At 68.5% G+C, this 12,874-nt stretch carries 13 protein-coding genes; 7 read left to right on the top strand and 6 right to left on the bottom strand.

The genetic code is table 11. From position 1 onward, the window contains the following. Positions 1 to 6: 6 nt before the first annotated feature. A complete protein-coding gene (locus A5673_RS26075; RefSeq protein ID WP_068239303.1) occupies positions 7 to 894 on the bottom strand; it encodes a TauD/TfdA family dioxygenase in 888 nt (295 codons plus the stop codon). A gap of 88 nt (positions 895 to 982) precedes the next feature. Here A5673_RS26075 and A5673_RS26070 point away from each other — a divergent pair, with 88 nt between their 5' ends. Next, positions 983 to 2,254 carry an amidohydrolase family protein gene (locus tag A5673_RS26070; RefSeq protein WP_068239299.1) on the top strand — a complete coding sequence of 424 codons (1,272 nt, stop codon included), beginning with the start codon at positions 983 to 985 and terminating at the stop codon, positions 2,252 to 2,254. On the opposite strand, the gene A5673_RS26065 is transcribed toward A5673_RS26070, so the two are convergent. Further along, the gene (locus tag A5673_RS26065) at positions 2,251 to 3,129 is read right to left on the bottom strand and encodes an IclR family transcriptional regulator (protein ID WP_068239296.1); all 879 of its coding nucleotides are present in this window, start codon (positions 3,127 to 3,129) and stop codon (positions 2,251 to 2,253) included. The genes A5673_RS26070 and A5673_RS26065 overlap by 4 nt on opposite strands. Before the next feature lie 65 nt (positions 3,130 to 3,194). Between A5673_RS26065 and A5673_RS26060 the strand changes: the two genes are divergently transcribed. Genes A5673_RS26060 through A5673_RS26045 form a run of 4 tightly spaced genes read left to right on the top strand, consistent with a single transcriptional unit; the run spans position 3,195 to position 7,426 of the window. Beyond that, positions 3,195 to 4,124 carry an SDR family oxidoreductase gene (locus A5673_RS26060; protein WP_068239407.1) on the top strand — a complete coding sequence of 310 codons (930 nt, stop codon included), beginning with the start codon at positions 3,195 to 3,197 and terminating at the stop codon, positions 4,122 to 4,124. Beyond that, complete coding sequence (locus tag A5673_RS26055) at positions 4,121 to 4,924, top strand: acetoacetate decarboxylase family protein (protein ID WP_068239294.1); 804 nt, start codon at positions 4,121 to 4,123, stop codon at positions 4,922 to 4,924. Before A5673_RS26060 ends, A5673_RS26055 begins: the two co-directional genes overlap by 4 nt. 4 nt (positions 4,925 to 4,928) lie before the next feature. Continuing rightward, positions 4,929 to 6,143 (top strand): amidohydrolase family protein, encoded by a 1,215-nt coding sequence (locus tag A5673_RS26050; RefSeq protein ID WP_068239291.1) that lies wholly within the window; start codon positions 4,929 to 4,931, stop codon positions 6,141 to 6,143. Between the two features lie 14 nt (positions 6,144 to 6,157). After that, on the top strand, positions 6,158 to 7,426 hold the full coding sequence (locus A5673_RS26045; protein ID WP_068239287.1) for an amidohydrolase family protein: 1,269 nt from the start codon (positions 6,158 to 6,160) through the stop codon (positions 7,424 to 7,426). A gap of 18 nt (positions 7,427 to 7,444) precedes the next feature. On the opposite strand, the gene A5673_RS29755 is transcribed toward A5673_RS26045, so the two are convergent. Beyond that, on the bottom strand, positions 7,445 to 7,603 hold the full coding sequence (locus tag A5673_RS29755) for a hypothetical protein (RefSeq protein ID WP_197518474.1): 159 nt from the start codon (positions 7,601 to 7,603) through the stop codon (positions 7,445 to 7,447). A gap of 38 nt (positions 7,604 to 7,641) precedes the next feature. Between A5673_RS29755 and A5673_RS26040 the strand changes: the two genes are divergently transcribed. After that, positions 7,642 to 8,382, top strand: a complete 741-nt coding sequence (locus A5673_RS26040; protein WP_068239285.1) for an SDR family NAD(P)-dependent oxidoreductase — start codon at positions 7,642 to 7,644, stop codon at positions 8,380 to 8,382. A 7-nt stretch (positions 8,383 to 8,389) separates the two neighbouring features. On the opposite strand, the gene A5673_RS26035 is transcribed toward A5673_RS26040, so the two are convergent. Beyond that, the gene (locus tag A5673_RS26035) at positions 8,390 to 9,139 is read right to left on the bottom strand and encodes an alpha/beta fold hydrolase (RefSeq protein ID WP_068239283.1); all 750 of its coding nucleotides are present in this window, start codon (positions 9,137 to 9,139) and stop codon (positions 8,390 to 8,392) included. Positions 9,140 to 9,413: 274 nt separating this feature from the next. On the opposite strand from A5673_RS26035, the gene A5673_RS29360 reads away from it, so the two are divergent. Continuing rightward, positions 9,414 to 9,566, top strand: a complete 153-nt coding sequence (locus A5673_RS29360; protein ID WP_156748651.1) for a long chain fatty acid-CoA synthetase Faa4p — start codon at positions 9,414 to 9,416, stop codon at positions 9,564 to 9,566. 7 nt (positions 9,567 to 9,573) lie between these two features. On the opposite strand, the gene A5673_RS26030 is transcribed toward A5673_RS29360, so the two are convergent. Then, a complete protein-coding gene (locus A5673_RS26030; protein WP_068239280.1) occupies positions 9,574 to 12,399 on the bottom strand; it encodes an RND family transporter in 2,826 nt (941 codons plus the stop codon). After that, positions 12,396 to 12,839, bottom strand: a complete 444-nt coding sequence (locus A5673_RS26025) for an MmpS family transport accessory protein (RefSeq protein ID WP_082958959.1) — start codon at positions 12,837 to 12,839, stop codon at positions 12,396 to 12,398. Before A5673_RS26025 ends, A5673_RS26030 begins: the two co-directional genes overlap by 4 nt. Between the last annotated feature and the right edge of the window lie 35 nt (positions 12,840 to 12,874).

Genomic DNA, 12,874 nt, shown 5'->3' with positions numbered 1-12,874 from the left:
TCGACATTAGCCGCTGATCTCGGCGCCGCGTCGACGCATCGCCTCCAGCCCGTCGGATTCCGTCGCGGAAATCGTGGTGCGCACCATGGAGCGCGGCTCCGACGCCGGCCAGGGCCGGCCGCGATGCATGGTCGCGCGGTTGTCCCACATCACCACGTCGCCCTCGCGCCACGAGTGCAGGTAGCTTGCACCGGGGGCGGTCGCCGCGTCGATCAGCTGGGCGAGCAGTTCCTGCGCCGCGTCACGCTCCATGCCCTCGATCGCGTAGGCGTGCGAGGCGATGTAGAGCGCCTTGCGGCCGTTGACGGGGTTCGTCCACACCAGACGCCAGCATTGCGGCGGCAGCGCCGCCCGCTCCGCCGGGCTGGCGAGGTCGGGCGCGATCTTGCCGCGCGAATAGGCGTATTCGTGCCAGGCGAAGGAGTTCTCCAGCCGCGATTGCTGCGACGGATCGAGGCGCTCGAACGCGAGCCGGGTGGAGACGTACTCGGTCTCGCCGCCCCGGCCCGGAATGATGCGTGACGACAGCACCGACGCCAGCGCCGGCACTTCCTTGAAGGGACTGTCGGTGTGCCAGAGCTGGTTCGCCTTGTTTTCCAACGCGATCCGGTGCTCGCCCGGCACCACGTTGCCCGCCTCGTCGAGGGTCTGGAGGACCACGAGGTTGCTGCCGTAGCCCGCCGAACCCACCTTGGTGACCTCAAGCGGTCCAAACCGGCGCGAGAACGCGAGCTGCGCGCCATCGGTGACGTCCTGGTCGCGCAGGACCAGGACCGAGTGCTCCTCGAACGCCGCGCGCACCGCCGCGTATGCGGACTTGCTTTCCGCGACGTCCTGCATGGTCACGCCGCGCAGTTCGGCGGCAAAGCCCGGGCCCAACGGCACGATTTCCATCGGCGAACTCCACGCGTTCCGCTCAATGGGTCGCACCCTACGCGGGCCGACGCGTTCCTCCTATACTCCACATACCTTTGGAGGTGCGATGGCTACTTGGGACACGTTGGATCGCTACGTCGTCATTTCGACGGACACGCATGCCGGGGCGGATCTGCTCGACTACAAACCGTATCTGCCGACGCGGCTGCACGATGAGTTCGACGCGTGGGCCAAGGCCTACGCCAGCCCGTTCGACGACCTGGTCATCGCCACCGCCAACCGGAACTGGGACCACGAGCTGCGGGTCGCCGAGATGGACGCCGACGGGGTGGCCGCGGAGGTGCTGCTGCCCAACACCATTCCGCCGTTCTTCCCGACCACCCCGAACATCACCATCAGCCTGCCCCGCACCCGGGACGAGTTCGAGAAGCGTTGGGCCGGCGTGCAGGCGCACAACCGGTGGCAGATCGACTTCTGTTCGCTGGCCCCGGCCCGACGCCGCGGGTTGATCCAGATCTTCCCCAACGACATCGAGCTGGCGCTGGAAGAAATCCGGTGGGGGGCCGAGCAGGACTGCTTTGGCGGCGTGCTCATTCCCGCGGTCTCGCCCGGTGACCCGCAGGTGGCCCCGCTCTTTCACACCCGCTACGAACCGATCTGGGCGCTCTGCGCGGATCTGGACCTCACGGTGGTGCAGCACGCGGGCGCCGGCAGCCCGGAGATGCCGATGGACCAGCCCGCGTCCAACGCGGTGTTGATCACCGAGATGGCGATGTGGGCCCAGCGCACCCTGGGACACCTGATCCTGGCCGGGGTGTTCGAGCGGTACCCGACGCTGCGGTTCGCGCCGACCGAACAGGGCACCTATTGGGTGCCCGGGCAGATCGGCATGCTCGACGCCATGGTGCCCACCATGAAATCGGAAGCTCACAACCGCACCTACGGCATGTTCGGCGGATCCTCGGTCGACCAGCTGACCATGGCGCCGAGCGAATACGTCAAGCGGAACTGCTACCTGGCCACCGAGCTCACCCCGATCGACTCGGGGATGATCGATTTCATGGGCCCGGAGCACATCATGTGGGGCAGTGACTACCCCCACGAGGAGGGCTTTACGCCCCACTCCAAGTTGGCCATTCGCTGGGCCCTGCACGACAGGCCGGAGGACGTGTGCCGAAAGATCTTGGGCGGCAACGCCGGTCGGCTTTACCGCTTCGACCTCGACGCGCTGGCGCCCGTCGCCGCCAAGATCGGGCCCACGGTCGCCGAGGTGCATGAACCCTTGGAGGACACGGGCTATCGCGCCCCCGCCGCGTTCGGCTTCCGCCCGTTCGAAGGGGGACTGGCCCTCAAGCGGCTGGCCCCGGAACGAAGCTAGGACTCTTCGGTCAGGGCGGCGCTGAGCCGGCGGGTCGCGGCGGCGAGCTGCTTGCCCAGGCGGGTCACGGCCGCGCCGCTCATCGGCTCGGCGCTGGGGACCAGGCTGAGCATCAGGGCGATGCGCGACCCGTCGAGTATCGGGGAGTCGATGTGGCTCACCTCGTAGCTGCGGTCCGGGTCCAATCTGACCGGGAACCACTCCTCCTGGTGGATGAGCTCGTCGGTCAACTCCTGCGCCAGCCGGCTCAGCCGGGTGGACCGCACCTCGGCGCTGCGCACGATCTGCGCCAGTTCCCGCAGGCGCAGATCGGGCAGGATGTGCAGGCCGACCGCGTAGCCACGACGCTTGGCGGCGGTGAGGGCCCCGCGATAGCGATCGCGCACGTCGTCGGGCAGGGCAGCCAGCCAGCGCTCCCGAGCCTGGGTCCCATCCCAGGCAACGATCGACGCCCCGTACGGCGGGCGGTGCGGGAACTGGGTGCCGACCGGCATCGGGTGACCGCCGCCGTGCCGGCTTCGGACCTGATCGACGACGGTCGAGAAGTCCTCGCTCACCGAGAAGGCGACACAGTGCGCGCCCGTCGCGGCCGAGAGTTCGGCCATCGCGGAGCGCGCCAACACCAGCGCGGGATAGCGGCCGGCCGCCTCCCGGCCGAGCCGGACCAGGGCGGGACCGAGGTGGTAGGTCTTGCGCACCGGGTCGCGCAGCAGCCAGCCGGCCCGGAGCAGTTCGGACAGCATGGAGTGGCAGCTGGATTTGTGCACGCTCAGCCGGCGCGATACCTCGGCCAGCGTCATGCCCCGGCTTCCCTCCGCCAGCTGCTCGAACAGCTTCACCACCCGTTCGGTCTGCGGCGACGGGCGGGGTGCCATAGGGGCAATGGTCGCATAGTGCGACTCCTTGCGGTGTCATGCGCGACCATGTGACGATGGCCACGATGACTGACCTTCAGGGCAAGGTGGCGGTCGTGACCGGGGGAGCCGGAGGCATCGGCCAGGCCATGGGCAGGCGCTTCGGCCGCGAGGGCATGAAGGTGGTGCTGGCCGACGTCCTCGCCGAACCCCTCGACGAGGCGACCCGCGCGCTCACGGACGAGGGCATCGACGCGATCGGGGTCCGCACCGACGTCACCGACTATTCCTCGGTCTCCTCGCTCGCCAAGGAAGCGCTCGACCGGTTCGGCGCGGTGCACGTGGTGTGTAACAACGCCGGCACCGGCGGGGTCTCCGAGGGCTACATGTGGGAACACGACCTGGCCGACTGGCGCTGGGGCATCGACGTCAACGTGCTCGGCGTCATCCACGGCATCAAGGCCTTCGTGCCCCTGCTGCTCGAACAGGGCGAGGGACACGTCGTCAACACCTGTTCGGGCAACGGGGGATTCGCGCCGATCGCCCGGGGCGCCATGGGCGGACCGGCCAACGCGGTGTACCCGATGACCAAGGCCGCGGTGCTCTGCCTGACCGAAAGCCTCTACACCCACCTGGAGATGACCGGGACGCGGGTGCGCGCGCACGTCCTTTTCCCCGGCGGCTTCTTGAACACCGGCATCTGGGAGTCGTGGCGGCACCGCCCGGAGCGCTACGCCGCGACCCAGAAACGCCGCACCCCCGAGACGACACTGGCCAACGTGGTGGCCCGCTTCGAGTCCGCGGGCGCGCGAGTCGAGTTCACCCCGCTCGAGACGGTCGCCGACCTGGTCGTGGACGGGATTCGCGCGGACCGATTTTGGATGATGGGGCCGCCCACCCCGGCCGATCAGGTCGTGGGCAACAAGGCGGCATCGATCCTCGCCCGCGGCGAGCCCAACTACCTGGTCGACGTCCTCGGAAAGCATGCCGAGAAAACCGAAGGAGGAACACGTTGAGCACCAACGAAATTCGCTACGGTCCTCGTCCACCCGAGGCGCAAGTCGACCACGAGATCGACGCCACCAAGGCGCCCATCGCCACCGAGGCGATCACCGTCACCTACCGCACCGATCCGGAGATCGTCGCGGCCGTGTTGCCCAAGCCGCTTCAGCCGGCGGCCGAACCGGTGGTGCGCATCCAGCTGCAGCGGGTCCAGATCGAGGGCAGGCCCCCGTTCGGGTCGGCGGTGTTCTCGGTGACCGCCCGGCACGGCGACCTCGCCGGCGACTACCCCCTCTTCATGCCCCAGTCCACCGAACAGTCGGTCACGGGCGGGCGCGAAACATTCGGCGAGCCAAAGAAACTGGCCCACATCGAGGTGGAGCGCGACGGCGACCGCGTCACCGCCGCCATCGACCGGCTGGGCTATCAGCTCATCCGGGTGACTGGGCGGATCACCGGCCCGGCGGAGTTGCCGCCCGACCAGGTGAACACCGAGTTCTACTTCAAGTTCCTGCGCGCCCCCGACGGCAGCGGCATCACCGACCCCCACCTCGTCTACGGCGAATACCACCGGCACTACGAGCTGCTGGAAAACATCGACGGCACCGTCGAATTGGGGGAGTCGCCGCTGGACCCGGTGGCCGACATCGTGATTCGCGAAATACGCTCGATCACCTGGTGCCGCCGGCGCACCATCCAGGTCGGGCGGATCGCGGAGCGGGTGCCGCACGAGTGGCTGCTGCCGTACGTGCACCAGCGCTACGACGACGTGGCGCTACTCGCGGCCCCCAGGCCCGAGCCGGCGCGGGCCTAGCGCGATGGACCGGTACACGGTCATTTCGGCCGACTGCCACGCCGGCGCCGATCTGCTGGACTACCGCGAGTACCTCGATCCGCAGTACCGGGACGAATTCGACGGCTGGGCAAAGACATACGTCAACCCGTTCGGCGACCTCACCGAGGCCGACGCCGAACGCAACTGGAACAGCGCTCGACGCGACTCGGAGCTCGACGTCGAAGGCATCGCCGGGGAGGTCCTCTACCCCAACACCGTGCCGCCGTTCTTCCCCCAGGCGAGTCTGGCCGCCCCCCAACCGGTTACCGCCGGCGAGCTCGAGCTGCGCTGGGCGGGCCTGCGCGCGCACAATCGCTGGCTGGCCGACTTCTGCTCGTTGTCACCCGAACGGCGCGCCGGGGTGGGCCAGATCCTGCTCGGGGACCTCGACGAGGCCGTCGCCGAGGTCGCGCAGATCGCCAAGCTGGGCCTGCGCGGCGGTGTCCTGCTGCCCGGGATCCCGCCGGGTGCCGGCATCCCCCAGCTCTACGCCGAGCACTGGGAGCCGCTCTGGGCGGCGTGCGACGACGCGGGCGTGGTGGTCAACCACCACGGCGGCAACGCCGGACCCAACCCGACGGACGGTTGGGGCAGCTCGTTCGCGGTGTGGGTGTACGAGACACACTGGTTCGCGCACCGGGCGCTATGGCACCTGATCTTCAGCGGCGCGCTGGATCGCCATCCGGACCTCACCGTGGTCTTCACCGAGCAGGGCGCCGGATGGATACCTGCGACGCTCGACTCGCTCGACGTGGCGGCCGCGCGTTACGGGCGAGCGAATTCCGCAATCGCCCGCTTCGCCGGGCCCACCGCCGGCTCGCTGAGCCTGCAGCCCAGCGAGTACTGGTCCCGCCAGTGTTACGTCGGCGCCAGCTTCATGCGACCCGTCGAATGTGCCGAGCGGCACCGGATCGGCGTCGAGAAGATCATGTGGGGCAGCGACTATCCGCACCTGGAGGGCACCGCCCCCTACACCCGGGAGGCGTTGCGCCACACGTTCTCCCGCGTGCCGGCCGACGAGGTGGCGGACATGGTCGGGAGGACCGCGGCGGCCGTCTACGGCTTCGACCTCGACGCCCTCGCGCCCTTGGTCGACCGGATCGGCCCGACCGTCGCCGAGGTGGCCGAGCCGCTGGCCACCGTGCCCGCCGACGCGAGCAGCACCGTCTTCGAGCCCGACCCCATCCGTGCCTGGTAGCGAAAGGACTCGTCATGAAGCCCTACGTCATCATCTCGGCGGACTGCCACGCCGAGCTGCCGACCGAGCGGTACCGCGAATACGTCGACCCGGAATACCGGGAGGACTTCGAGGTCTACCTGGCCGAGAAGACCGCCGCGGCGCAGGCGGGGGGATTCATCGACGAGGAGTTCGCCGAGCAGTGGTTCTCCGAGCACGGTGAGGGCATCGCCGGCGGCTGGGATGTGGGCCTGCGGGACAAGGAATTAGACGGCGACGGGGTCGTCGGCGAGGTCATCTTCCCCGACGCCGACGCCGTGACCGGGGTCGCCGGGGCCCCGTTCGGGGCCGGCCTGGGCCAGTCCGGCGATCTCGACCCGGGGCGCGCCATGGCGGGGGCGCGAGCCCACAACCGGTGGTTGGCCGAGCTGTGCAGCCACAGCCCCGAGCGGCGCGCCGGGGTCGCGGTGGTGCCGATTCTGGCGGACGTCGACGCGGCGGTGGCCGAGATCACCCGCGCGGCGGAGTCCGGGCTGCGGGGCGGGATCCTGATCCCGGCGCGCTGGGTCGGGTATCCGCCCTACCACGACCGTCGCTACGACAAGGTGTGGGCCGCCTGCCAGGACCTGCAGATGCCCGTGCACACCCACTCCGGTCCCGCGCCGCAGGAGGAGTACGGCGGGCACTTGGGCATCTATGTCACCGAGGTGCGCTGGTGGGGAGCCCGGCCGCTGTGGTTCGCGCTGTGGTCGGGCGTGTTCGAGCGCTTCCCCCGGCTGCGCTGGGGCGTCACGGAGTGCGGCGCGTTCTGGGCCAATGACCTGCTCTGGCTGATGGACACCCGGTACCTGCGGGAGCATTCGGCCAAGAAGATGAGTCATCAGATGGAGGGCGATCTGACGATGCCGCCGTCGGCCTACTTCGACCGGAACTGCTTCATCGGGGCCACCACCACCGAGCGCAGGGAGCTGGCGCGACGCTACGAAATCGGTGTGTCGAACATGCTGTGGGGCAACGACTTTCCCCATCCGGAGGGGACCTGGCCGCACACCCGCGACTGGCTGCAGCGGTCCTTCTGGGACATCCCGGTCGAGGAGACGCGGCAGATGCTCGGCCTGGCGGCGGCCGAGGTGTACAACTTCGACCTGGATGCCCTCGCCGGGCTGGCCGAGCGCATCGGCCCGACGCCTGCGGACCTCGGTCAGGACGACGGCGTCAGCATCCCCAAGTGGGAGGCCGCCCGCCGGACCGGCCGCCACTGGCTGACCGACGCCGAGCCCATCCCCGACCTGGTGGAGAACTGACAACGCCCGCGCGGCGGGCTAGCCGTGGTGCGGGGGTCGCTCGTCGCGCAGCCGGCGCTCGTCCGACGCGGCGCGCGCCTGCTCCTCGTCGCCGAACCTGTCCAAGTCCTCGGGCGTGAGGTGTGCCCTCGGCGGTTTCGGCGCGGGGCGCGGCGGCGGTGGGGGTTCGTTGGACACCACGTGATTGTCCCTCTGGCCAGGTAGCGTTGCGCGACATGTCACCACTACAGGGCAAGGTCGCGTTCGTGACCGGCGCGTCGTCGGGGCTGGGGGCCGATACGGCCCGGCTGCTTTCCCGCCAGGGCGCAACGGTTTTCGGCATCGGCCGGGATGCCGGACGCCTGGCCGAGGTGTTCGCCGACGTGGAACGGGGCGCCTACGCATCGGTGGACGTCGGTTCGGCGCAGGCCTGCCGGGATGCGGTCGGGCAGTGTGTCAGCGAGCTCGGCGGGCTCGACGTCCTGATCAACATCGCCGGGCGGCACCAGATGCGACGCACGGAGTCCATGAGCGACGACGACTGGGCCGAAGACCTCGCGGTCAACCTGAACGGGCCGTTCTATCTGTGCCGGGCCGCGCTGCCCCATCTGCTGGAGCGCGGCGGCAACATCGTCAACGTCAGCTCCATCGCCGGCGTGGAGGGCCAGGCCTATTCGGCGGGCTACTGCGCCGCCAAGCACGGGCTGATCGGTCTCACCCGCGCGCTGGCGGTGGAGTACACCGCGGACCGGTTGCGGGTCAACGCGGTGTGCCCGGGCGGCATGCTGACCCCGCAGATCGAAAAGTTCAGTGCGCCGGACAATCCGAATTACGACCTGATCCTGCGGACGGCCTCGCCGCGCGGCATGATGGCGCCCCTCGACGTTGCGAACGTGATCGCGTTCCTGGCCAGCGACGCCGCGGCCGCCGTCCACGGCGCCGTCTATCGCGTGGACAACGGCAAGGGCGCCGGCTAGCGGGCGCTCAGTCGAGCTCCGCCCAGAACCGCGTGAGAGCCGCGGCTCCCCGCGCCGGGTCCTGCAGCATCCACCAATGCCCGAGCCCCTCGAGCACTTCCGTGTGGGCCCCGGCTCGCTGCGCCGCCCGGCGCCGCATGGCTTCCGAGCCGACGTAGCCGTCCTCGGTGGCCAGGATGGACAGCCCCGGTCGGGCCGCGGCCTTCTCCAGGTCGCGACCGGCCTCGGCCATCCCCGGCTGCCGGGCCGAACGGTAGAGCGCCAGGACGGCCCGGCCCATCTCCGGGCCCTGCGCCGCCGCGACCGAGGCCGCGATGTCGGCGGGCATTCCGCCGATTTCGACCATCCGGGCGGCGCGCTCCTCGAGCGTCCCGCCCACCAAGGCGTCCACCAGCTTCTCGCCCTCCTCGGCTGTCTGCCATACCTGCGCCATGTCGTGCCAGACGTAGTCGGGGTCGAAACAACCAAGGATGTCGCTGACCCAGCTGCGCACCAGCTCGGGTCGATGCATCACCACGTTCACCACGTGCCCGCCGCCCCAGTCGTGGCCGACGAGGTCGACGGGCTCGCCGATGCGCTCCAGCTCGCCCTCGAGCCAGTCGCGGTAGGCGAGGTAGGTCGCCGGGAAATCGTCGGGCAGCGGCGCCCCGAATCCCGGGGGAGAAAGCCGCACCACGTCGGTTCGCCCGAGCGCGTCGACCAGCGGGTCCCAGATCGCGTCGGCCTCCGGATTGCCATGCACCAAAACGACAGTCACGGCGCTCTCCTCTCAGGGGGTCACGTCGGCGCAGCTCGACTCTGCCAGCAACCGTGGGCCCCTGCATAGGCCGATTAGGTTCTTGGCGCAAATCGGACTACTCTTGCCCGCGGCCCATTTCTGACCCAGGAAAGCGGACATGCCCATTCAGCCCAGTCTGCGGCACCCAAACGCGTTGCGCCGCAGCCGTACGCGACGTGCGGCTCCCCGTGTGAACTGCCCAACGGTCGGTCAGTGCTTCGACATCGAAGTCGCCCGAGACGCCGACGGGTGGATGATCCGGATTCCCGAGATCGGTGGCCTCGTCCGCGTCAGCCGTCGGGCCGAGGTGGACGTCGCGGCGCGGCGGTGCATCGCCACCCGCACCGGCATCCCGATCGGCTACGTCTCGGTCTTCGTCGCGCGAGAGACCGCAAGCACCAGCTGATTTGGCCTCAACGCTGCGGTAGCGGGCGCGACCGCACCAGCGTCGGCCACCAGAACCACGGGCCGAGGATCCGCAAGATGCACGGCACGACGAACGACCGCACGATCAGGGTGTCGAGCAGCAGGCCGATGCACACGGTCGAACCCACCTGACCGATGGTCCGCAGATCGCTGGTGAGCATCGCCAGCATGGTGAAGGCGAACACCAGACCCGCGGACGTCACCACGCCACCCGTGCTGCCCAGCGCGCGGATCAGCCCGGTGTGGATCCCGGCGTGCAACTCCTCTTTGACACGGATGATCAACAGCAGGTTGTAGTCCGAACCCACCGCCACCAGGATGATGAACGTCAGCGGCAAGATCAGCCAATGCAGGGGCAGGCCGATGAGGTGCTGCCAGACCAGTATCGAGAGCCCGAACGCCCCCGCGTACGAAAACGCCACGGTGCCGGGAATGACGAGCGCGGCCATCAGGCTTCGCGTGAGCACCAACATGATCAAGAAGATCAGCACGAAGGCGGCGATCGCCACGATGAGCAGATCGGACGCGGCGTATTCCTTGATGTCCTTGTTCGTCGATCCCGAGCCGCCGATATAAACGCGGGCGCCGGCCAGCGAGGTTTCCTTGAGCGCGATGGTGATCGCCGAGGGGAACTGTTCGACGTGCTGCACGCCCTCCGGGCCGTTGGCGTCGCCCTCGTGCGTGACGATGATGCGGGCGGCCTTGCCGTCCGGCGACATCAGCAGCTGCATGCCCGTCTTGACGTCGTCGTTGTCGAAACCTTCATGGGGGATGTAGAAGAAGTCGTCACTGCGGGCCTGGTCGAAGTCCAGTCCCACGTTGACCTGGTCGTCGAACGTCTGGGCGGTCTGGGTGGACTGCAGGGCCGACTGCCCGTAGCTGCTGACCAGCAGCCCGGCCAGCGCCTCGGAGTCGTCGGCGGTGAGTTTCAGCTGCGTGATCACCTGCGGCAAGATCTTGTCGATCGCCTCGAGGGAGGTCTTGGCGTCGGTGATGTCGTCGGCCAGCTTGTCGATGTTGTCGAGCGCGTCGAACAGCGATCGGAACGACCAGCAAATCGGAATGTCGAAACAGTGCCTCTCCCAGTAGAAATAGCTCTTGATCGGCCGGAAGAAATCGTCGACGTTGGAAATTTCCTGATTCATCTCGGCGGTGAGCCGTTGCAGATCCTCGACTGTGAGCACGGTCTTGTGCAGCTCGTCCGACATGTTCTGGAAATAGACGATCTCTTTGCGCAAGACCTCGACGGAATGCTGCGTGATCTGCGCCTGCTGGCTCGTATTGGCGTTCTGCTGCCTGGTGAACGGGAGCTGTTGACCGCTGCCGCTGCCCTGCGTCGTGAACAGGTAGGGGATGGTGGCGTGTTCCAGGGGCCGGCCCAGCGGGCGGGTGATGCTTTGCACCATCGCGACGCCGGGAAGCCGAATGAGGGCCTTGGCCGCCCGGTCCAGCGAGATGAAGTCCGCGGAGTTGCGCATGTCGTGATCGGTCTCGATCATCAGCATCTCGGAGAACAGCTTGCTCTTCGGGAAGTGCCGATCCGCCGCCGCGAAACCCAGGTTGGCGGGGGAATTGTGGGGCTGGTATTGGCGGTCGTCGTAGTTCTGCCGGTACGTCGGCACGAAGACCGCCCCGAACACGACGGCGCCGGCGCTGGCCACCAGGATCGGCACCGGCCACCGGACAACGCTGGTGCCGATCCGCCGATACAGCGTCGCCTTGGCCTTGCTTTTCGGGTCGAAGAGCCCGAACAGGCTGCCCACGGTCAAGAAAGCCGGGCCGAGCGTCAGCGCCGCCGCGATGGTGAACAGCATGGAGATGGCGACGGCCGGCCCCATGGTGTGGAAGTAGTTGAGTCGCGCGAACGTCAGGCAATAGCACGCGCCCGCGATGGTCAGCCCGGAGCCGAGGATGACCGGCGTGACGCTCTTGTACGCGGTGTAGAACGCGTCCTCCCTGCTCTCGCCGGCCTGGCGCGCCTCGTGATAGCGGCCCATCAGGAAGATGCCGTAGTCCGTCCCCGCCCCCAGGGTCAGCGCGACGACGATGTTCACGGCGAACGACGAGAGCTCGATGTAGCCGAAATGCCCGAGGAATGAAATGACACCCTTCGCGACCAGCATCTCGAACAAAACGCCGGCCAGGGGCACAAACAGCGTGACGATCGAGCGGTAGACCAGCAGCAACATCCCGATGATCAGGAAGATCGTCACGATCGTGATGTCGTTCAGGCTCGAATTCGCGATGGCCACCGTGTCCGACGCGAGCGGAGCCGCGCCGCTGACATAGACCTTCAGCCCGGGCGGCGGCGTGTCCTTCGCGACCACATGCCGCACGGCGGCGACGGACTCGTTCGCCTGCATCTGGCCGATATCGCCCGCCAGGCGCAACAGCACGTACGAGGCCTTGCCGTCGAGGCTCTGCGCCCCGGCCGCCGTGATCGGCTTCCCCCACAGGTCCATGACGTACTGCACGTGCCTGGGGTCCTGTTTGAGGCGGCGCACCAGGTCGTCGTAATAGCGGTGGTCCGCGTCGCCCAACGGCCGGTCGGACTCGAACACGAGCATGGCCAGGCTCGTCGAATCGGACTCGTGGAACTTCGCACCGATGGCCAGCAAGGCCCGCTGCGACGGCGCGTAGTGCGGCACGACCGGCCCGGCGAGTTCTTCGGCGACCCGTTCTACCTGCGGCATAAAGGTGGTCGTCGACACCGCGAGCAGGGCCCAGAAGGCGATGATCGGGATCGCGAAGATCCGAACCATTCTGGGGACGAAGGGGCGTCGCGGCCGCTGCTCCGCCGGCTGCTCGCTCATGCGGACTTCACCAGGCAGAAGACGTGCGCATCCTGATGGTTATCGGAATGTTCGTCGCGGACAACGCCGTTCACCAGCACCCGGCAGCCGACTTGACCGCCATGCACCTGCGCCGAGATGCTGCCCGACACCACGGTCAGCGTGGTCGTTTCGGTGTGCGACCACGGCAGGGCCGTGAGGTCGACCTGGTGCGGGTGCCCGTCGACATCGACATAGACGAGCATCCCGCCTTGCCCGACGGAGCCGGACACCTCGAAGGTGAGCCGCTTGAGGTTGAACTCCGGGGGCGCCGCGGGGCCGTTGACCGTGACGACGGGCGGGGGAGCGGAGAACTGGTGCACCTTCCACATGCCCACCGCCCCCACGGCGAGCGCGACGACGGCCACCAACGGCATCCAGACCCGTGCCAGGATCGTCCTGCCGACCGAACGAGGGCTCATTCGTCACCTCTCGAAGCTCGGTCCGGACATCGTCT

Origin of the sequence: Mycobacterium sp. E3198 (genome assembly GCF_001667015.1) — a bacterium.
Lineage (GTDB): Bacteria > Actinomycetota > Actinomycetes > Mycobacteriales > Mycobacteriaceae > Mycobacterium.
This window is presented reverse-complemented; position numbering and strand designations above follow the sequence as displayed.

What these genes read in the sequence shown, in the direction of transcription:
- A5673_RS26050 (WP_068239291.1), top strand. Translation starts at nt 4,929, where the DNA reads ATGGACCGGTACACGGTCATTTCGGCCGACTGCCACGCCGGCGCCGAT.
- A5673_RS26030 (WP_068239280.1), bottom strand. Translation starts at nt 12,399, where the DNA reads ATGAGCGAGCAGCCGGCGGAGCAGCGGCCGCGACGCCCCTTCGTCCCC.
- A5673_RS26060 (WP_068239407.1), top strand. Translation starts at nt 3,195, where the DNA reads ATGACTGACCTTCAGGGCAAGGTGGCGGTCGTGACCGGGGGAGCCGGA.
- A5673_RS26065 (WP_068239296.1), bottom strand. Translation starts at nt 3,129, where the DNA reads ATGGCACCCCGCCCGTCGCCGCAGACCGAACGGGTGGTGAAGCTGTTC.
- A5673_RS26025 (WP_082958959.1), bottom strand. Translation starts at nt 12,839, where the DNA reads ATGAGCCCTCGTTCGGTCGGCAGGACGATCCTGGCACGGGTCTGGATG.
- A5673_RS26045 (WP_068239287.1), top strand. Translation starts at nt 6,158, where the DNA reads ATGAAGCCCTACGTCATCATCTCGGCGGACTGCCACGCCGAGCTGCCG.
- A5673_RS26040 (WP_068239285.1), top strand. Translation starts at nt 7,642, where the DNA reads ATGTCACCACTACAGGGCAAGGTCGCGTTCGTGACCGGCGCGTCGTCG.
- A5673_RS26075 (WP_068239303.1), bottom strand. Translation starts at nt 894, where the DNA reads ATGGAAATCGTGCCGTTGGGCCCGGGCTTTGCCGCCGAACTGCGCGGC.
- A5673_RS26070 (WP_068239299.1), top strand. Translation starts at nt 983, where the DNA reads ATGGCTACTTGGGACACGTTGGATCGCTACGTCGTCATTTCGACGGAC.
- A5673_RS29360 (WP_156748651.1), top strand. Translation starts at nt 9,414, where the DNA reads ATGATCCGGATTCCCGAGATCGGTGGCCTCGTCCGCGTCAGCCGTCGG.